At 36.4% G+C, this 20072-nt stretch carries 19 protein-coding genes; 15 read left to right on the top strand and 4 right to left on the bottom strand.

Features of this window, described 5'->3' with window-relative positions:
• Nucleotides 1–11: 11 nt before the first annotated feature.
• Together GKP30_RS11535 and GKP30_RS11540 are read left to right on the top strand one after the other, a co-directional pair.
• Nucleotides 12–791, top strand: a complete 780-nt coding sequence (locus GKP30_RS11535) for a hydroxypyruvate isomerase family protein (protein ID WP_216829597.1) — start codon at nt 12–14, stop codon at nt 789–791.
• Complete coding sequence (locus GKP30_RS11540) at nt 791–1696, top strand: NAD(P)-dependent oxidoreductase (protein WP_216829598.1); 906 nt, start codon at nt 791–793, stop codon at nt 1694–1696. The genes GKP30_RS11535 and GKP30_RS11540 overlap by 1 nt, the downstream gene beginning before the upstream one ends.
• 159 nt (nt 1697–1855) lie before the next feature.
• Here GKP30_RS11540 and GKP30_RS11545 read toward each other — a convergent pair whose 3' ends face one another.
• Nucleotides 1856–2335: a glutathione peroxidase gene (locus GKP30_RS11545; RefSeq protein ID WP_216829599.1), complete on the bottom strand. Its 480-nt coding sequence runs from the start codon at nt 2333–2335 to the stop codon at nt 1856–1858.
• Nucleotides 2336–2694: 359 nt separating this feature from the next.
• On the opposite strand from GKP30_RS11545, the gene GKP30_RS11550 reads away from it, so the two are divergent.
• The 7 genes from GKP30_RS11550 to GKP30_RS11580 all read left to right on the top strand — a co-directional run bounded on the left by GKP30_RS11550 (nt 2695) and on the right by GKP30_RS11580 (nt 11549).
• Nucleotides 2695–3171 (top strand): flavodoxin domain-containing protein, encoded by a 477-nt coding sequence (locus GKP30_RS11550; RefSeq protein WP_216829600.1) that lies wholly within the window; start codon nt 2695–2697, stop codon nt 3169–3171.
• Nucleotides 3172–3231: 60 nt separating this feature from the next.
• Nucleotides 3232–4584: a purine-cytosine permease family protein gene (locus GKP30_RS11555; RefSeq protein ID WP_216829601.1), complete on the top strand. Its 1353-nt coding sequence runs from the start codon at nt 3232–3234 to the stop codon at nt 4582–4584.
• Between the two features lie 192 nt (nt 4585–4776).
• Complete coding sequence (locus GKP30_RS11560; protein WP_216829602.1) at nt 4777–5934, top strand: exonuclease SbcCD subunit D; 1158 nt, start codon at nt 4777–4779, stop codon at nt 5932–5934.
• Nucleotides 5931–9023 (top strand): AAA family ATPase, encoded by a 3093-nt coding sequence (locus tag GKP30_RS11565; RefSeq protein WP_216829603.1) that lies wholly within the window; start codon nt 5931–5933, stop codon nt 9021–9023. Before GKP30_RS11560 ends, GKP30_RS11565 begins: the two co-directional genes overlap by 4 nt.
• A 477-nt stretch (nt 9024–9500) precedes the next feature.
• A complete protein-coding gene (locus GKP30_RS11570) occupies nt 9501–10676 on the top strand; it encodes an acyl-CoA dehydrogenase family protein (protein WP_216829604.1) in 1176 nt (391 codons plus the stop codon).
• 22 nt (nt 10677–10698) lie between these two features.
• The gene (locus GKP30_RS11575) at nt 10699–11148 is read left to right on the top strand and encodes a MaoC family dehydratase N-terminal domain-containing protein (RefSeq protein WP_216829605.1); all 450 of its coding nucleotides are present in this window, start codon (nt 10699–10701) and stop codon (nt 11146–11148) included.
• Nucleotides 11145–11549, top strand: a complete 405-nt coding sequence (locus GKP30_RS11580) for a MaoC/PaaZ C-terminal domain-containing protein (RefSeq protein WP_216829606.1) — start codon at nt 11145–11147, stop codon at nt 11547–11549. The genes GKP30_RS11575 and GKP30_RS11580 overlap by 4 nt, the downstream gene beginning before the upstream one ends.
• Before the next feature lie 98 nt (nt 11550–11647).
• On the opposite strand, the gene GKP30_RS11585 is transcribed toward GKP30_RS11580, so the two are convergent.
• Nucleotides 11648–11854, bottom strand: a complete 207-nt coding sequence (locus GKP30_RS11585) for a YjcZ family sporulation protein (RefSeq protein WP_216829607.1) — start codon at nt 11852–11854, stop codon at nt 11648–11650.
• Between the two features lie 235 nt (nt 11855–12089).
• Between GKP30_RS11585 and GKP30_RS11590 the strand changes: the two genes are divergently transcribed.
• The gene (locus GKP30_RS11590) at nt 12090–12260 is read left to right on the top strand and encodes a hypothetical protein (RefSeq protein WP_216829608.1); all 171 of its coding nucleotides are present in this window, start codon (nt 12090–12092) and stop codon (nt 12258–12260) included.
• Between the two features lie 161 nt (nt 12261–12421).
• Here the strand turns inward: GKP30_RS11590 and cbpA are convergent, their stop codons facing one another.
• Nucleotides 12422–13069, bottom strand: a complete 648-nt coding sequence (gene cbpA, locus GKP30_RS11595) for a cyclic di-AMP binding protein CbpA (protein WP_216829609.1) — start codon at nt 13067–13069, stop codon at nt 12422–12424.
• A 99-nt stretch (nt 13070–13168) separates the two neighbouring features.
• On the opposite strand from cbpA, the gene GKP30_RS11600 reads away from it, so the two are divergent.
• From GKP30_RS11600 to GKP30_RS11620, 5 genes are all read left to right on the top strand, one after another.
• Nucleotides 13169–13987: a PRD domain-containing protein gene (locus tag GKP30_RS11600; protein WP_216829610.1), complete on the top strand. Its 819-nt coding sequence runs from the start codon at nt 13169–13171 to the stop codon at nt 13985–13987.
• Between the two features lie 290 nt (nt 13988–14277).
• On the top strand, nt 14278–15654 hold the full coding sequence (locus GKP30_RS11605) for a sucrose-specific PTS transporter subunit IIBC (protein ID WP_216829611.1): 1377 nt from the start codon (nt 14278–14280) through the stop codon (nt 15652–15654).
• 64 nt (nt 15655–15718) lie between these two features.
• Nucleotides 15719–16669 carry an aminoimidazole riboside kinase gene (locus GKP30_RS11610; protein ID WP_216829612.1) on the top strand — a complete coding sequence of 317 codons (951 nt, stop codon included), beginning with the start codon at nt 15719–15721 and terminating at the stop codon, nt 16667–16669.
• Nucleotides 16670–16684: 15 nt separating this feature from the next.
• The gene (locus tag GKP30_RS11615) at nt 16685–18139 is read left to right on the top strand and encodes a glycoside hydrolase family 32 protein (RefSeq protein ID WP_216829613.1); all 1455 of its coding nucleotides are present in this window, start codon (nt 16685–16687) and stop codon (nt 18137–18139) included.
• Nucleotides 18140–18558: 419 nt separating this feature from the next.
• A complete protein-coding gene (locus GKP30_RS11620) occupies nt 18559–19785 on the top strand; it encodes a SulP family inorganic anion transporter (RefSeq protein ID WP_216829614.1) in 1227 nt (408 codons plus the stop codon).
• 86 nt (nt 19786–19871) lie between these two features.
• Here GKP30_RS11620 and GKP30_RS11625 read toward each other — a convergent pair whose 3' ends face one another.
• Nucleotides 19872–20039 carry a hypothetical protein gene (locus GKP30_RS11625; protein ID WP_216829615.1) on the bottom strand — a complete coding sequence of 56 codons (168 nt, stop codon included), beginning with the start codon at nt 20037–20039 and terminating at the stop codon, nt 19872–19874.
• Nucleotides 20040–20072 lie beyond the last annotated feature (33 nt).

A 20072-nucleotide genomic window follows, 5' to 3' on the forward strand; every position in this document is an offset into this window, starting at 1 on the left:
AGGTGTTTTTTGTGTGTTTATTTGTAGTTAATCTTTCAACGGTTTTTACAGAAGTCCCCTTCCTTGAACGATTTAAAAAAGCAAGTGAGGCCAATTTTGCTCATGTTGAATGCCAATTTCCGTATGTAACTTCTAAAGAAAGTATCAAAAAGGAACTTGAGAGAAATCGATTAAATCTTATACTTATTAACCTACCACCAGGAAATTGGGAAGATGGTGACCGTGGATTAGCGGTTGACTTAACTAAAGTAAGTGAGTTTCATGAAGCAGTTGAGCGTGGAATTGAATATGCTACAACGTTAGGTTGCTCAAAAATCCATTGTATGGCAGGGATACTTACTAAAGATATAGACAGGCAAAAGGCGAGAAATACATACATAGAAAATATTAAATATGCAGCAAATCGTTTTGCTGCATATCAATTAACATTACTTATAGAGCCAATTAACACTTATGACATGCCAGGATACTTTTTAAATAATATTGAAGATGCAGTAGCCATTATAGAAGAAGTAAATTTACCAAATGTTAAGCTACAGTATGATTTCTATCATCAACAACGAATGCAAGGTGATGATTTAATGCTGACTTTTGACAAGTACAAAAAATATATTGGGCATGTTCAAATTGCAGATGTTCCTGGTCGCCATGAACCTGGTACAGGCAAGATGAATTATAATCATATTTTCAAGTCACTTGATGAACTAAAATATGAAGGGTTTATAGGACTGGAATATACACCGATAAAAGAAAGCGAAGCTAGCTTTACTTGGATGAGGGGGAAACAATAATGAACATTGGGTTTATTGGAACTGGAGTTATGGGATCGAGAATGGTTAAAAGAATGCTAGAAGGCGGGTACAGAGTAACCGTATATAATCGTTCACCAGAAAAGCTTGAACAACTGTTAAAAAAAGGAGCAGTTCAAGCAGAGAGTATTGCATTACTCTCTAGTCAATCTGATGTAATTTGTACTTGCTTATCGATGCCTCAAGATGTAGAAGACGTTTATTGTCGACAGGACGGAGTGTTAGAGAATGCAAAACCGGGCACGATTTGTATCGACTTTACAACAGTTGGAGTGGATACAAGTAAAGTTGTTGCTAGGAAGGCAATTGAAAGAGAAATCTGTTATTTGGATGCTCCAGTTAGTGGTGGGCCAGAAGGAGCGGAACAAGGAAGTTTAACCATTATGGTTGGTGGTGATGATAAGACCTTTGATAAAGTAACACCGATCTTAAAAGTATTAGGGCAAACCATAAAATACCTTGGTCAAACAGGATCTGGTAGTGTGGCTAAATTAATCAACCAGTACTTAGTCGCCGTTCATTCAGTAGCAGCTTCAGAAGCTATGGTTGCTGGGACAGCACTAGGTTTAAATTCAGAACAGTTATTTGAAATATTACAAGTTAGCTATGGAGATAGTCGAATGTTACGTAGACATATGGGTGAATATATTTTAGACCGCCAGTTCGAACCTGGTGGTGCAGTAAAGTACGTTCATAAAGATGTGAAGCTTGCCAACCCATTGTTCGAACAAGTTGGAATGAAAAAATACACAGGGCTTCTTGCAGAACAGTCGTTTCAAGAAGCTATCAACCAAGGATATGCCGATTTAGATATGTCAGCTGTTATCTGTCCATTAGAAAAAGATTGTAGGGTAATTGTAAAAAAAAGAGGAGTAGTTGAACCATAGTATGTATTTAATGCAAACGAATAGCATAAAGCTTGGACAGCGTAATGGATACATAAGTTTAACAACTGATAAGGAGAAAATCGAGTTATGTGATCATTAATAAAAGAGGCAGATCAGCTCATGATTTGCCTCTTCTAAAATGTAGAGTAATGTTCTAAATTACTGTGCTAAAGCTTTTTCAATAGCATCAATGACATCCTTGTCATCTGGCTTAACTCGACTGTCATATCTTTCTAATAGATGACCGCTCCGAGAAACAAGGAATTTTTCAAAATTCCATTTAATGGGTTCTCCCGATGCTGTAAGGTGTTTAAATAAAGGGTGAGCATTTTCTTGTCCTGCATGCACTTTATCAAAAACCTCAAATGTAACGCCATAGTTTATTTGACAAAATTCAACGATTTCTTCTACCGTTCCAGGCTCTTGTCCACCAAAGTCATTCGAAGGAAATGCGAGTATTTTAAAGCCTTGTTCTTTGTATTTTTGATATAATTCTTCTAGTTGTTCGTATTGAGGCGTAAATCCACATTTAGAAGCGACATTTACAATTAAAAGAACTTGGCCTTCATAATCTTGCAGCGTTTTTTCATTTCCTTCAGCTGTCGTGACACTTACATTATAAATGGTATCGTTTGTCATCGTATCATCACCATTCCTTTGGGTTTCAATAGCTTGTTGACCACAAGCACTTATAATTAGGAAGCATATTAGAAAGAAGAACCATCGCAAATTGATCACCTTTTTCTGTAAAGTCATCCTAAATTTATTCAACTAAATTATAGTACAATGACATGGGTGATCTCAAACATTATGGTATTCCTGACCATAAACATATAATATACTGGTAAAAGAAAGTGTTGTTAAAGTTTGTTGCTGATAAGTTAGCTCTGTATAAAATATGCATGAAATAAAGCAATTAAATAGAAAGCTAGTTTATTAACTACAGTAAGTCGTCCTTTTTATTCTACATAAAAGTAAAATATTGTGGGGGAGTACATATGAAGTGTTTAATCGTTTTTAGTTCTTCACATGGGACAACGGAAAAAGCATCAATGCTTCTTTGTCATTTTCTAAAATGTGATGTTCAACTAATAGATTTAAATCAATGTAATTCACAACCCGATATCACTGAATATGACACTATAATTATTGGTGGGTCTATTCATTTAGGTTCGATACAAAAGAAAGTGAAACAGTTTATAAAGAGTAATTTTGAAAAACTTCTAACAAAAAGAGTGGCGCTTTTTCTTTGTTGTATGAATGAAGGAGAATTAGCTAAAGTGCAATTTAATAAGGTATACCCACTAGAGTTAAGAAAACATTCGATCGCAAACGGTCTTTTTGGCGGAGAACTACTATTTTCACAGATGAACTTTTTAGAACGGCAAATTATAAAAAAAGTAAAAGGCATTAGCGGTGATGTAACGAACCTTAATGAAAAGTCGATTAAAGCATTTGCTAATCAACTTAATTAAATAAATCTACTAGCAGTTAACAATTGTAGTAGTCGTAATTAACAACTTAGGAGTAGTTTAATGGGAGAAGTCAAGTATCGTGAAATAGAGAAGAAATCTGTTTTGGAACGGTTTGGCTTGGAGTCAGTTCCTGCACATTTACGAACGACATCATCAATAGAATATACTATGATTCAGATCGCCATCTCGGTCAATGCTGGAAATGTATTAGTTCCTGCACTAGCGGTACTCCAAGGTGGGTTATCTTTTTTTCAGGCTGTGTTAGCCACGATCATCGGTGCAACAGCAGCTTTTATATTCGTATCTTTTTTAGCATTGCCAGGGGCAAGGTATGGAATTCCAGCCCAGTATGCGATCCGTTCTATTATGGGGGTTAGGGGTGCACGGTATATTGCCTCACCTGTAAGGACGATCACTTCTCTTTACTGGTTTGCGGTGCAAACGATTGGTGGGACGTATTTAATAAAAGAAATTTTTGAACGGCTGACATCAATAGAAGTTCCTTTTATACCAATAGCCTTAGTAATGGCGACAATGATGGCAACGTTAGCACTCATAGGATTTGAAGCAGTAAAAAAAATAACAAAATATTTTCTTCCCCTGCTTTTTATTGGTGGGGTCGTTATGCTTTATGTATTAATGACAGCCGATTCAAGCGGTCTAATAATGAACCTGCAAACACAAGATGGTAAAACTCCAGTAGGAACGATGATTTTCTTTGCTAGTTTAGCTTTCGTTCAGTATATTTCAGGTGTTAGCTCGTCCGCGGATATGGCGAGGTATGCCAAATCTACTAAACACGCATATTTTGGCTTGCTTACAGGAAATACAATAGGGTTTACATTAACAGCAATCCTAGGTGCTTATACTGCAACGATATCAGGAAACTGGAATCCTTATGTTGTATCAAGTCAACTCACTGAGTCTGCAATTTTTATTGTTATTATTTTTTTGGCAGCGATCTTATCGATGATTACGATAAATCTTAGTAATGCGTATACTGGTGGTTATAGCCTGTTAAATAGTATTCCCAATTTAGGTAGAGTTCGTAGTGCGATTATATTTGGGATAGCAGCAATTACCTTAAGTGCCTTTCCAACCTTAGTAAACAATGCACAAGTATACATCTCATGGATGGGGGCACTTATTATTCCACTTTCTGCTGTTATTGTCATCGATTTTACATTTATTAAAAAAAGGCAACTAACCTCTACAGATTCTGAAAAACTGGCTACTAATTGTTTTAGCTATAACCATACAGCTTTAGTTTCAATTTTGGTTGGTATTGTTTTTTATGTATGTTTGCCAGAAACTCTATCCCCAGGTTTTATTACATTTGTTGTAACTTGTGCATTCTATGTAATCTTAATGAAGTGGAAAAGATCAGAGGGGCAGAGTAATTTAAAAAGTTAAACCTCTATGAAGCTATTATTGTGGTAAAATGAATGATAATAGACTTTCATTCATTAAATATTTTTTTGTGTTGTTAAAATTTTTGCGTGTGAAATTAATGTATTTAATAATAGGTGTACCATTTTTGGTATACCTTTTTTGTCATAATAGATGTAGTTATAAAATTTTTAGGTAAAAGGATGGTGCTCAAAATTGAAATTTTTCCATACCGCTGATTGGCATCTAGGGAAATTAGTACAGGGTGTTTATATGACAGAAGACCAAAGACATATACTTGACCTATTTATTAAAGAAGTAGAACAGGAAAATCCAGATGCTGTTGTCATTGCTGGAGACTTATATGATCGCTCAATTCCACCAACAGAAGCTGTCGATCTCCTAGATGAAGTATTAGAAACGATCGTGATAAAAATGAAAATTCCTGTTCTGGCAATCGGTGGAAACCATGATGGTCCAGAGCGCCTTGATTTTGGTAGAAAAATTATGAGAACAAACGGTTTTCATATCGTAGGTCAATTCACAGATACGTTTGAACCAGTTGTACTCCATGATGAGCATGGAGAAGTTCATTTTCACTTAGTTCCTTATGCCGAACCTAGTAAAGTTCGCCATGAGATGCAATTAGAAGATGTACGATCCCATGACGAAGCTATGCAAGCAATTATTAATAAAATCGTAGAAACGATGGATAAAGATGCAAGACATATTTTTGTTGGACATGCCTTCGTAACGCCATACGGAGAAGAAAAACCAAATACGAGTGATTCTGAACGTCCACTAGCGATCGGTGGAGCGGAGCATGTCAATGCTAACTTATTCCAACCTTTTCATTACACGGCTTTAGGTCACTTGCATCAAGCCCATCACGTCGGTATTGAAAAAATTCGTTATGCGGGATCACCGTTAAAGTATTCGGTTTCTGAAGAACATCATAAGAAAGGATATTATGTCGTGGAATTAGATCATTCGGGAGAAGTATCGATTGAAAAACGATTACTAGAGCCACGTCGAACGATACGAACAGTCGAAGGGAAGATCGATGATATTGAACAGAATGAGAGAAATGAGGATTACGTATTTGTTAGGTTATTAGATGAGAGCCCTGTGTTGTCACCAATGGAGCGAATTCGCTCTGTTTATCCAAATGCGATGCACGTAGAAAGAGTCATATCCTTGCTTGCTACGGATGAAAATAACACCGAGAAAATAGAACGTTCAAAAATGGATGAACTCTCACTTTTTAAGGCGTTTTATAAAGAAGTTAAAGGTTCTGATATATCCGAAGAAACAGAACGATTATTCCGCGAAGTGCTACAAGAAACGATTAGTTTGGATGGTGAGCGAAAATGAGACCAATAAAGCTAACATTGACTGCATTTGGACCGTATAAACAAAAGGAAGTTATTAATTTTAGAGACTTAAAAGAACACCGTCTATTTGTTATTTCTGGTAATACAGGTGCTGGTAAAACGAGTATTTTTGATGCGATTTGTTTTGCTTTATATGGTGAGGCAAGTGGTGAAGATCGTAACGATTCAAGGATGCTTAGAAGTCACTTTGCTGCAGATGAGGATCATACGTCCGTAGACTTTGAGTTTGAGCTTCGAGGGAGAAGTTACCGTGTGTTTCGTCAGCTCGCCCATATAAAAGGGACAAATAAAACAGCAACTGGAGATAAATACGAATTGTATGAAACAACAGGGGGCCAAGAAGTATTATTAGTTGATCGTTTGACAGTAAGTCAAGTCAATGAGAAGCTACAAGAAATTATTGGGCTAACAAAGGAGCAGTTTAGTCAAATCGTTATGCTCCCCCAAGGTGAATTTCGTAAATTATTAACATCAGAAACAGAAGACAAAGAAACGATCCTACGAAAGATATTCAAAACAGGATTGTTTAAACATGTGACAGAGCGGTTAAATGAAAAACGTCAATCTTCACAAAAAGTGTATGAGAAACAAAGGCAGGAACGAGACCTTCATATTAAAAATATATTCGAAAATCTTCCTAAACGAAACGACTCGTTGTTAACAGAGGTTTTCACTCAAGAAAATTATAATACAAATCAAGTGCTTGAAGCTCTGTCTAATGAAAGAGCATATTACCAGCAAGAAACAGAAAAGCAACAACAACGCTTCAACGAACAAAACGGGTATCTCCAAGTAAAAACGAAACTGTTTCATGAAGCGAAAGCCATCAATGAACGCTTTGACCACTTTGAGAGAAAGCAAAAACAGGATGAAGCTCTAGAAAACAAAAAACCTGAAATGAATGAAAAGGAACGTGAGCTAACGTTAGCCGAAACAGCTAGTCAATTAGAGGTTCATGAGGCACATTATCAAGAAGTGGGTCAAGAGCTTCAGGTCATCAAAGACCAATTGACTAAAACAAAGGCAGATTTTGTTCGAGCAGAAAAGGATATGGATATTGCCCAAAAAACGTATAAAGTTGAAGAAGAAAAGCAGCAAGAACGTGAAGATGTAGCTGTCCTCGTTAATAAGTTAAAGGAATATGTACCGAAAGTAGAACAGCTGGAGGAAAATCAAACGTTGTTGCAGGGTATGAAAAATAGGGTTGAGCAATTAAAACAAGAATTAGAAAACCTTATGTTGCAATTGGAACAATATAAAGGGAAAAAGAACGACATTACGGGTGAAATTAAACGACTGGAAACAAATAGCCAAGGGTATGCAGGGAAGTTCGAGCAACTTCAAAACATTAAAATACAAGTAAAGGCTGTTCATGAGTATATACAGTTGATAGAGGTACAAACCAAAAAGTCTAATCAGATGCTTAAAGAGGAAGTGTCTTTTTCAGAAGTAAAAAACGACTATAATCAATTAGAAGCGCACTGGATTGCTGGACAAGCTAGTTTACTAGCAGAGCACCTCCATGAAGGAAATTCTTGCCCTGTTTGTGGAAGTGTAGAACACCCAGCCAAAGCAATTCGTAAAGAGGATATGCCAACAAAGGAACTTCTTGAACAAAAAAGAAATGAAAAAGACACGGTTGAAGCAAGCTACAGAAAATTACAGGCGGAACTTAGTACGATCCATGTTCAACTCAATACTAAGGAACAAGAGGTTTCAGATTTAGGTATAGCAGTAGACGATTTAGATGAAACGCTTCAGCAATTAACAGAAAAAGAAACGGTGCTTCAGGAAGAAATAAATCAGCTTAAATTAGAGCAGTCAGAATTGGAGCAGCACAAAAAAGTACTTGAGCAGGTAGAAAGAAACTTCGAACAAGCAGATATGAAAAAGGTTCAAGTAGATAAGGAATATAACGAAATAGTTATAACGTTCGAAAAAGAGATGAGTCTACATGAGCAACTTTTAAAGGATATCCCTGACCAGTTACAATCGCTAGTGCAGCTCCAAAGAGAAATACGACTTCGTGAAGATGAAAAGGAACAAATGGAGCGACAGTGGAAAGCTGTTATAGATGCTTATAACGAAACAAAGGAACGTTTTTACACGACAAAAACGACAATTGAAAATCTGGAAAAGCAAGTGGAAGCTACGCGTGAGAAAAAAGACAAGGCGTACGACAAGTTCCAGCAACAGCTCGATGCTACAGGCTTCTTAACAGAAGAACAGTACCACGAAGCTAAGCGGGAAAAGTTTGAACGTGATGCCTTGAGAGAAGAGATTGAAACATTTAAGACCGATCTATTGACAACGAAAAAACAAGTAGCTGAACTTGAAATTGACTTAAAAGGCAAAGAGCGTTTAGACCTCGTTGCTTTGGAAAATGAACTTCAGCAATTGGAACAAATAATTGAAGAAGTGCGATTAGCTTACATCCAAATGGAAACATATGTTAAATTAATCGATAAATCAGTGACAGACATTGAAGGAGCGAGTGAAAAAGTAAAGGAAGCTGAACAGCTATATTACATTCATAAAGATCTTTATGACGTTGTTCGTGGTGATAATGCTAAGAAAATTTCATTTGAACGTTATTTACTAATCGAGTTTCTAGAGCAGATCATTCAAGTGGCGAATCAACGATTAACTCGACTTTCAAATGGTCAGTTTCAGCTTGTGCGCAGTGATCGACTCGAAAAAAGAGGAAAGCAAAGTGGCCTTGGTTTAGATGTGTATGATAATTATACGGGACAGAAACGAGATGTAAAAACATTATCTGGAGGCGAAAAGTTCAATGCATCGCTTAGTTTAGCACTGGGTATGGCGGATATTATTCAATCGCATCAAGGCGGAATTTCCATCGAAACGATGTTTATTGACGAAGGTTTCGGTTCACTAGATGAGGAGTCCCTAAGTAAGGCTATTGATACTTTAATAGAACTTCAACAATCAGGAAGGTTGATTGGTGTAATCTCTCACGTCCAAGAGCTAAAACAAGCTATACCAGCCATTTTAGATGTGAAGAAGACAAAACAAGGTCACAGCCAAACGTCATTTGTAATAAAATAAGGCTCTTTTCTCTCAAAGATTGTTGCTTTAAGCTATTGGACCGTTAATCAAGCGTAAGTTTGGTTTTTCACGCTTTAGCGTGAAGCTTTTGAATATATATTAGCCAGATGGACAAATGAATTTGTCCATTAGGGCTAATTTATATTCAAAAAACGGTCCAATAGCAACAAAGAGCTGTTAAAGAACGTTGTTATATTAACAATACCCTATAAAAAAGCTTTATAAAAAGAAATTGAATAACTACTCCATTTAAATTGTTCGCTGTGAATATGGTAATGATGGGTCCCCTCCTTTATGATTATTTTTACGATACAAGTTAACGTAAGTGTTCATTATTTCGTTATTTTCTTGAAATAAATATACAAAAAATAAATAAAAAGTTAATTTTCTGAAAATTAAATAAAGACAACATACTAACCGGTAGGTATAATATATATAGAAAGACAACTACTTATTATTATGTTTGGGGGAATTAGTATGCATTTACGATTAACGGACGAGCAAAGAATGGTTCAAAAAACAATCCGCAAGTTTGTAGAAAATGAGCTTATGCCCTTAGAAAATGAAGTGTTACGTAATGAGAGAGAAGGTAAGCCGAGTCTTTCAGAGGAACAAATGAAAACGCTTCAATTGAAAGCGAAGGAATTTGGCTTCTGGGGAATTAACACACCAGCAGAATACGGTGGGGCAGATCTTGGGAATATGATGTTAGCGATCGTTATGATGGAAGTGTCAAAAACATTTGTCCCATTTAAATTTGGTGGTACTGCAGATAATATTCTCTATTATGCAAATGAAGAGCAAAAGAAAAAATATTTATTGCCAACAATTAGTGGTGAGAAGAAATCGTGTTTTGCCATGACGGAACCGAGTGCTGGTTCTGATACACGTAATATAAAAATGACTGCAGTTAAAGATGGAAATGAATGGGTATTAAATGGAGAGAAAACGTTTATTACAGGCGGAAACGATGCTGATTTTGTTATGGTTATTGCGATAACAGATAAAGAAAAGCATAAAGCTACAGGTACTGAAGGGATTACGTGCTTTATCGTTGATCGAGATATGGGCTGGAGATCAGAGTATATTGACACGATGGGAGAATGGGGTCCAGCTGGACTAGTCTTTGAAAATGTTCGTGTACCTGAAGAAAATATATTAGGAGAACTGCATAAAGGCTATCAGCTTGGTCTAGAGTGGATTGGCTTTGCACGCTGGATAGTTGGCGCTAATGCAGTTGGGTCGGCTGAACGTTTATTACAAATGGCAATCGATTATTCAAAAGAACGTGAAACGTTCGGGAAACCAATTGCTGAAAGACAAGCTATTCAATGGCAAATAGCAGATTCAGCAGTTGAGATCGAAGCTGCACGTTGGTTAGTTCTTAATGCGGCATTTACTCTAGACCAAGGTGAAGATAATCGTCACGTAGCTTCAATTGCCAAGCTATACGGGTCAATTATCGGAAATAATGTTGTCGATCGTGTTTTACAAATACACGGAGGCATGGGTTATACGAGAGAACTTCCAATTGAGCGCTGGTACCGAGAAGCTAGAGTATGGAGGATTTACGATGGAACAGACGAAATTCAACGTTTAATTATTGCTAGAAATCTACTAAAAGGAAATGTAAAATTAGGTCAGTCCATATAACGGTAATATTTGAGGTGAAGAAATGTTTCAGAAAGCTATTGGTAAACAATCAAATAAAGTAAAGAATGTTGTTGAAAGAGGTGCTGTAAGAAAATTTGCTGAAGCGATTGGGGACCTAAATCCAATTTATTTTGATGAAGAAACAGGTAGACAATCAAGGTTTAATACAAATATTGCACCGCCAACATTTCCAAGGACATTTGATTTTGGAGAACTAGAAGGTGTAAAGCTTCCCACTACAGGAATGATTCATGGTGAACAAAGCTACCATTATAAAAGACCATTATTTGTAGGTGAAGAGGTCTATTGTTATGCAGAGATTTCTGATTATAAGGAAAAGTCAGGACAAAGTGGTTGGATGGGGTTTATCACATTTAAAAGATATGGTGAAGATAAAGAAGGGAACCTAATTTTTACAGAAAAAATGATTGGAATCATTACAGAAGCGGTGAGAAAGGGGTTAGAGGTTTGAAGAGTTTAACAAGATTACAAGTTGGTGAAGCGCTTGAAGAGATTAAACTACCTCCCGTTTCAAGAATGGATCTAATTAAATATTCTGGGGCCTCAGGTGACTTTAACCCAATTCATACTATAGACCAAGAGGCAATAAAGTCAGGTTTACCTGGTATTATTGCTCATGGAATGTGGACGATGGGACATTTAGCAAAATTCTTCACGGTTTATTATGAAGAAGGTTATATTCAGGATTATACGATCCGTTTTAAAGGTATGGTCTTCTTAAATGATGTTATTACACTAAAATCCAGTTTATCAGATTTAGATGAAAATAAACTAACATTTGATGTAAAGGCATTAAATCAAGAAAATCGTGTTGTTCTTGAAGGCGACATTGTTTTTAATTTATATAAGTAATGTTATAAATGTCAAACGCCCTTCTTCGATATTTTTTGAGATATCGTATAAGAAGGGCGTAGACATTTATTAGTCAAATGCATACTAATATACAGTTATTAGCAAACTTTTTTATGACCCCAAGACGCACCAATTATGATTAACAAGATGAACAGCACCACAATTAGTGAAAAGCCTGTGCCGTGTCTTGGTCCATATCCAGCTCCTGCCACTTGTGTTGGGCCGTAACCAAACCCTGGCCCAGAGTGAGCACATCCTGGAAGTACTGGACTTACAGGGTAAGCACCGCATCCGTGTCCAAACATAATAACACCACCTTTCTTATCAGGTAGTACATTGTATGTATAAATGTGGAGAAGAGTTAATAATAATGGTAATTGGAGGGGAATTTTTTTGGGAGATGGACAATAAACTTGTTATGTACACTTTAATAATCTTGAAGTTTCGAGAGATATAACGAGAATATAAGACTTTAAGATTAGGCTTGTTTCCCAGAAACTTTGTGTTATGTGTAACGTCCAATGAATTGAGGTGAATTAAATGGCTGAATATGCGAGAAACTTTTTTATTGCCGTGTTTTTAGGCTGTTTATTGTTAGGTCTGTTTATCGTTGGCACAAGTACAACGAATGCAGAAGAAATAACGGAAACAGCTGCAACTTTGAGTGAGACATCAGAAGAAAAAGTTAGTTTTTTATTAGGAGACAATTAGAAGTTAAAAAAGTAGTTGAATAGAAAAAGTTATAATGGTAAAAGAAAGGAATAGGTCTTATGATTTTGCATGCAGCAATACATAAAGTGAGATTCCTTTTGTTCACCAGCTTCTCATGAAGTGAGGCCGACCCTTAAAAGAGTCAGCCTCATCCAATCGTTTTATTGGTCAAAATATTCAAGCGGCTCTTCCGTGTCAAAAACTCGGAAGCCATTTTTGTTTAGACTTGAAATGATTTTCTGGCACAACTCCTCATCTACTTCCTTCGGCAAGGTTACAACTATTCTTCTAGAATATGTTTTACTGTTATCTAAAGTAATCAAACTTTGGATGTGAGTAAATTTATTAATGATCTGGGTCACCTTATTAAGTGCGCCTTTATATTCCATCGCAATAATTGATAATGTATAGCTTCCTTGGTCTACACCCCAGCTGTCTTCCAGAATATTCATGATGTGACTATGTGTTAAAATTCCTACGAAATGTTCTTTCTCATTTAAAATAGTTAAGTAGGGTAAGCGTTTAATTGAGAGGAAAGCTTCAAAAAAAGATGAGCTTTTATGGATTGTCGCAGCTTTATCTTTAGCTAACGTAGTTACTGGTAAAGACAGATCGCCTTGCTCTTTAACGATATATTCATAAATTTTTGATTTATAAATATTCCCTAAAAATTTCTCGCTTTTATCATCTAAGATGGGAATGCAACGATATCCAGAGTCCTCCAGCTTTGATAAGGCTTCTTGTAACGTGTCGCTCTCTTTACTAAAGACAATATTTGAAATATCTTTATAAATGTTGCTAACTCTCATTTTTATACCCCCTTGGCTTTATTACTATATTATTTAGTAATATTATACTTCATATGGTACACTATCAAGCATGAAGAATATGTCGAAAAGGTGTAGTCCATGAAAATTTTTAAAATATTAAATAATAATGCAGTTGTTGTAAAAGAAAATGATGAAGAAAGAATTGTTATGGGATCTGGTATTGCTTTTCAGAAAAAGAAAAATGATTTGATTAATCGACAAAAGGTTGAGAAAATTTTTGTTATGAATGAGGGTAATGAAAAGTTTCAGGAATTATTAAAGACATTGCCGGAAGAACACATTGAAATAGCAGAAGACATAATTAGTCATGCTGAAGGATATTTGCAAACACCACTAAGTAATCATATTCATATTTCTTTAACTGACCACCTTTCGTTTGCTATTGAACGTCATCAGCAAGGATTTCAGATCAAGAATAAGCTATTAAATGAAATTAAGCATCTATATAAAAAAGAGTTTGAAATCGGAAAGTGGGCTATTAAATATGTTGCTGAAAACTTAGACGTAGAACTCCCAATCGATGAAGCAGGGCATATTGCTCTCCATATTCACACGGCGAAACTTGACAGCGGTGATATGGCAACCACGCTTCAACAAACGACGATAATAAGTGAAATGATTGAAATTATTCATAAAGAACTTGGATTAGACCTTGATGAAGATACTATTTCGTATCAAAGGTTATTAACCCATTTAAGGTTTGCGGTTACTCGAATTGAAAATAATGAGCCGTTTCAAGTGATGGACCCTGAGATGTTGGATATCATTCAAACGAAATATGAAAAAGCTTATATAATTGCAGAAAAAGCAGCACATTATATTGATAAAGAATACAATATTCAACTGCCTAATTCGGAAAAGGGCTATATTTCTCTTCATATCCAAAGGTTAATTTGAAAAGTACTTAAACGTTTTCACGTCAGTATCCAGTTAAAAATCGTATTTTGACGAATAGAGTCGAAAAAAATTAATATTGATGTTGACGAAAGAAGAATCTCAGATTACAATGAAAGCGTATTAATTATATATTGTAGGATTGTTACTGGTTAAGCAGGCAAGACCTAAAATGCGTAAAAAGGATCCCCTTTTTCTATGGGGGTATTCTATGCATTTTAGGTCTTTTTCTTTTGTCTAAATAATTAAATAACCATCAAACCATCCATATTAAAATATAGGAGTGATTTTTAATGAACCACAAGGAAGTAGCTTCACAGCTCATTCCTCTACTAGGAGGAAAAGATAATATTATTAGTGCAACACACTGTGCGACACGTTTGCGGATTGTATTACAAGATGATTCAAAGGCCCAAAAAGATGAAATTGAAGAATTAGAAGGTGTCAAAGGGGCTTTCTTAAGCTCTGGACAGTTCCAAATCATCTTTGGAACAGGTATCGTGAACAAAGTGTACGGTCCATTTTCCGAACAAGTGGGATTAAAAGAGAAGGAATCAGTTGATCATTCAGAAGCAGTGAAAAAGAAAATGAACCCGTTTGCAAGGTTTGCTCGTACATTATCGAACATTTTTGTACCTATTATTCCAGCCATCGTTGCAGCTGGTCTTTTAATGGGACTACTTGGAATGCTCAGTACGTTTGAATGGGTGTCTCCTGATAGTGCCCTAATCGTGTTACTCGATATGTTTTCAAGTGCGGCTTTCATAATCCTTCCTATTTTAATTGGTGTTAGTGCAGCTAAGGAATTTGGTGGAAATCCGTATCTAGGGGCAGTAATTGGTGGTATTATGACGCATCCAGCTTTATTAAATCCATGGGGGTTAGGAAATGCTGAACCTGACATGCTTCCATTTTTAGGATTTGAAATTGCTTTGATAGGTTATCAAGGAACAGTTATTCCAGTTTTACTTGCTGTTTATTTTATGAGTAAGATTGAAAAAGGACTTCGAAAAGTCGTTCCTAATACAGTTGACCTACTTGTTGTTCCATTCATCACAATTATTGCGACTGGTTTCGTATCTTTGATGGTCATCGGGCCACTTGGTACATTTGTAGGGGATGGCATTACAACAGTTCTGAACTTTGTATATGATAATGTTGGATTTGTAGCTGGACTACTGTTTGGTGGAACTTACTCTCTAATAGTTCTTACAGGTGTACACCACAGTTTCCATGCAATTGAAGCAGGCCTAATTGCAAGTATCGGGATTAATTATCTACTTCCAATTTGGTCAATGGCGAACGTTGCTCAAGGTGGAGCAGGACTGGCTGTATTCTTCAAAACTAAACGTGCAAAAACGAAAGAAATTGCACTACCGTCTGCTTTTTCCGCATTCCTAGGAATCACAGAACCAGTAATCTTTGGGGTTAATTTAAGATACCGTAGACCATTTATTGGCGCGATGATTGGTGGAGCTTTAGGTGGAGCGTACGTTGTATTTATGAACGTATCAGCAACAGCATATGGCTTAACTGGTATTCCGATGATTGCGATCGTTTTACCACTTGGTACAATTAACTTAATGAACTACTTAATTGGATTTGCGATTGCTTTAGTTGGTGCCTTTGTTGCTACATGGATCTTAGGATTTAAAGAAGAGGAAAAATAACATTTGAATAGTTAAGAACAGGCTGTGTGCCTGTTCTTTTCTCAAATTGAACGGGGGTTTTTTTATGAAGCAAGGAGTTATTTCTTTAGGTGAGGCTCTGATCGACTTTATCCCACTAGACAATGAAAATATCTCGTATCAAAAAAGTGCTGGAGGAGCACCAGCTAATGTAGCAGTTGGTTTAGCGCGACTAGGAACAAATTCAACATTTCTTGGTAAAGTCGGTGACGATGTGTTAGGACATTTTTTAAAAAACACATTAGATCAATACGGTGTACAAACGGATTATATGTTTTTAGATGAAAAAACACGAACAGGTGTAGTATTCGTCACACTAGCAGCAAATGGAGAAAGGAGCTTTGACTTCTATATCAACCCGAGTGCTGATCAAATGCTAACAACAGACGAGATAGAGCCAAATTTATTTGTACGAAATAAAATTCTTCATTTTGGTTCAATAAGTTTAATTAATGATCCTGCGAGGTCAGCGACAAAAAAGGCCGTGGCCCTTGCAAAAGAAAATAGAATGCTTATTTCATATGATCCGAATTTGCGCTTAAACTTATGGCCGAGTGAAACAGCTGCAAGAACAGGAATCGTTTCTATGCTAGATCAAGCAGATGTCCTGAAAATCTCTGAAGAAGAGCTAGAATTCATAACAGGCAAAAAGGATCTTGCAGAAGGAATAGAGGCATTGGCGATCTATGAAATCCCGCTTATTTTTATTACTTTAGGAGCAGATGGTTGTATAGTGTACTTAAATGGACAGCGACAGTCAGTACCAGCAATGAAAGTCAATGCAATTGATACAACAGGTGCTGGGGATGCTTTCGTTTCAGGAATTTTATATAGCCTTAATAATACAGAGCAACCTTTGAGTTCTTTAACTTTAGAAGAAGTCGTAACGATGGCAAGGTTTGCAAGTGTGTCAGGAGGTTTAGCAGCATCAACTAAAGGAGCGATGACTGCATTACCTACATTAGAAAAAGTAGAAGAAATGCTGCAAAAAATGTAATAAGAAAAGGAGTGATTGCTCGTGGATCGTAACAGTGAGCTTATCCGTCAAGCTGAAGAAACGGTCGCAGCATATAGAGATATAGTGAATCAAGATAAGTATCGATTACACTTTCATCTTATGCCGCCAGTAGGATTATTAAATGATCCGAACGGCTTTATACAATGGAAGGGAAAATATCATTTATTTTATCAGTGGAACCCTTTCAAGACAGGTCATGGGGCAAAATTTTGGGGACATTATAGTTCTAGTAATTTAGTTGATTGGCAAGAAGAAAAAATTGCTCTTGCACCGAGTGAATGGTTTGATAAGAACGGTTGTTATTCAGGGAGTGCAGTCGATGACGGTGGAGTGTTAAAACTTCTTTATACGGGTAATGTCAAGGATGGAGCAGGGAATCGTGAAACCTATCAATGCTTGGCTGAATCTCTGAACGGAATTGATTTTCATAAAAAAGGCGTCGTTCTCCGTTTACCTGAGGGTTACACAGCACATTTTCGTGATCCGAAAGTGTGGGAGCATGATGGAAAGTGGTTTATGGTGATTGGGGCACAATCAGAGAAACTTGAAGGTCGTGCGGTATTGTTTACATCGAATAACTTAGAAGAATGGACGTTAATTGGTGATGTTGCTGGAACAAACAAAAACGGCCTTGAAAACTTCGGATATATGTGGGAGTGTCCGGATTTGTTTTCATTAGGAGACAAAGACATACTACTTGTTTCTCCACAAGGACTCAAATGTGAAGGCATGCAATTTCAAAATGTTTATAATACTGGATATTTTATTGGAAAGTTGGACTACAAGACAGGTACATTGGATCATGGCGATTTCACTGAGCTCGATCGTGGGTTTGAGTTTTATGCACCTCAAACTACAATCGATACTAAAGGTCGTCGATTGGTCATTGGTTGGATGGGCGTTCCAGAACAAGAGGAAGATAAGCATCCGACAATAGCACATCATTGGATCCATGCGATGACCCTCCCACGGGAATTGGTGCTCAAAAATGGTCACATCTATCAACAACCAATCAAAGAATTACAAGAGCTTCGCAAAAATGAAGTATTGATAGAAGGTATAAAAATTGAAACAGAAGAATTACAGATTTCTCAACTTGAGGGAAGTACTTATGAATTGCAAATGCACGTTACTGAACTCGAAACAAGTCTTTTAGAAATATCATTAAAGGATAGTGTACGACTTACTTATAATAGGAAAGATCAAGTTTTTACTCTTGAACGCATTAGTTTATCAACAGGGAAACCAGAGGTGCGTCAATGTCAGCTCAGCAAATTAAATAAACTTCAAGTATTTGTTGACACATCAGCAATTGAAATTTTCATTAACGATGGACAAGAAGTGTTTACCGCTCGAATATTTCCTGAAGTTGAAAATAAAAAGATTTCTCTCAAAGCCGCTGACGGACATGTTAAATGCTCGTTACAAAAATGGGATCTAATAAAATAGCTTTGTTTATGGATACTTTATTAAAGGAATTTTGTGCTCCGTTGTGTGAAATGTTCATTTCACACGATAAAATGTCAGTTAAAAAAACACCATGGTTTTCAAGATGAAAACCATGTTTTTTTTTAATAGGAAAGACTGTGTTTAGCTGTTTGCTGTTAGAAGTCCAATAAAGTAACAAGGTTAGCTGTGTTAACAATTTATAGAGATTATAGAAAAAATAAGGATAAATGCGACTTTCAAGGAAAGTCATTTGAGGAGTAATGAAATATTATTTTTTTCTCTATTACTACCATCTCTTGAATTTGTATTTGGAACTAGCTTGTCATGATTACTACTTTTTTTACATATGAATGACGTATGTCTGTCCCATACAAAGATGCAGAAGGGAGATGGCGGTAGGAGAGGAGGAGACCAGAACTTTGTCTTACTGGAAACATAGTTTTCATCATGATGTCGTCGCGGGCCTTATCGTTGCGATATTGATCATTCCGCAAGCAATCGCTTATGCCATTCTAGCTGGTGTGCCCCCTGTTGTAGGGTTATACTCGGCAACGGTTCCTGTATTAATTTACTTATTATTTGGTAGTTCACCACACTTGTCGGTAGGTCCTGTTGCGGTAGTGTCTCTATTAATTTTTTCAGGTGTATCCTCGGTTGCAATCCCTGGCTCCAATGATTATTTTAGCCTAGTTATTACCGTTACATTATTAGTAGGTATACTGCAGGTGTTATTTTCTCTCATGAAGTTTGGTACATTGTTTGAATGGATCCCTTATAGCGTCATAAAAGGGTTTACATCGGCGTGTGCGATTATAATAGCAGTTAGTCAAATCGAAAACTTAATTGGGTTTTCACTCGGCCATTCATCATCTGTAATTCATACGTCTATTACGTTATTCACTAATTTAGATAGTATACATATTGCAACGTTTTTTATTGGGCTAATAAGTATACTACTTATTTTAACCATTAATTCAATAAGTAAAAAATTACCGACACCGTTGTTTGTCGTTGTGATTTTAACCGTCAGCGTGTCATTTTTTAGATTAGATAATTTCGGAGTACCAATCATTGGACAGCTTCCACAAGGCTTTCCGACTTTTACATTACCGATGTTTAATGCAGAAGTGTTGATGGCTATTTTACCGACTGCGATAATCATTGCACTCATTGGATACATTGAATCAGTTGCTGTCGCTAAAGTAATCGCAGAAAAAGAAGGGTACAAAGTGGGGGTCAATAAAGAGCTAGCAAGTTTAGGGTTAGCTAACACAGTAGGTTCATTTTTCTCTAGTATACCAGTAGCTGGAGGAATTTCACGCTCAGCTGTCAATTATGATTCTGGTGCAAAAACGAAGATAGCGAGTTTAACCACAACGGTGTGTATTTTTCTAACACTTAAATTTTTTACACCTTTATTTTATTTTCTACCGAAACCGACTTTAGCAGCAATAATTATCGTAGCTATTACTAAAATTATTAACATAAAAGGATTATGGTTAACTTGTAAAGCTAGTAAAAAAGATTGCATGTTATTGATAACAACATTAGTTATGACATTATCTTATGGCCCCGAATGGGGAATTGTAAGTGGTATAACGCTGGGCATACTTTTACAAGCTCTTCCAACAAAACGATGGGCCTAACAATAAAGGTGCCAGGCACCCAAAAAGGGTGCCTGGCACCTTTGCTACTTTACAGCGTCAGCGTTGCATTTTAATATAACATTGACTTATGTTGCATTGTGATCGCTTTCCTCGTATGCAATGAGTATTACGTCTTTGTGGGATTCAGCTTGTAAATCTTTTTCTAATTCTATAACTCGGTTTAATAATTCTGGGCTAAGATGAGCTGCGGTGTATCGATCATATTCGGTAGGTTGCTTATGCTCGTTCGTCATATAGATCCTCCTAGAAATCAAAATATGGATTGT

Origin of the sequence: Alkalihalobacterium elongatum, assembly GCF_019024285.1 — a bacterium.
GTDB lineage: Bacteria > Bacillota > Bacilli > Bacillales > Bacillaceae_F > Alkalihalobacterium > Alkalihalobacterium elongatum.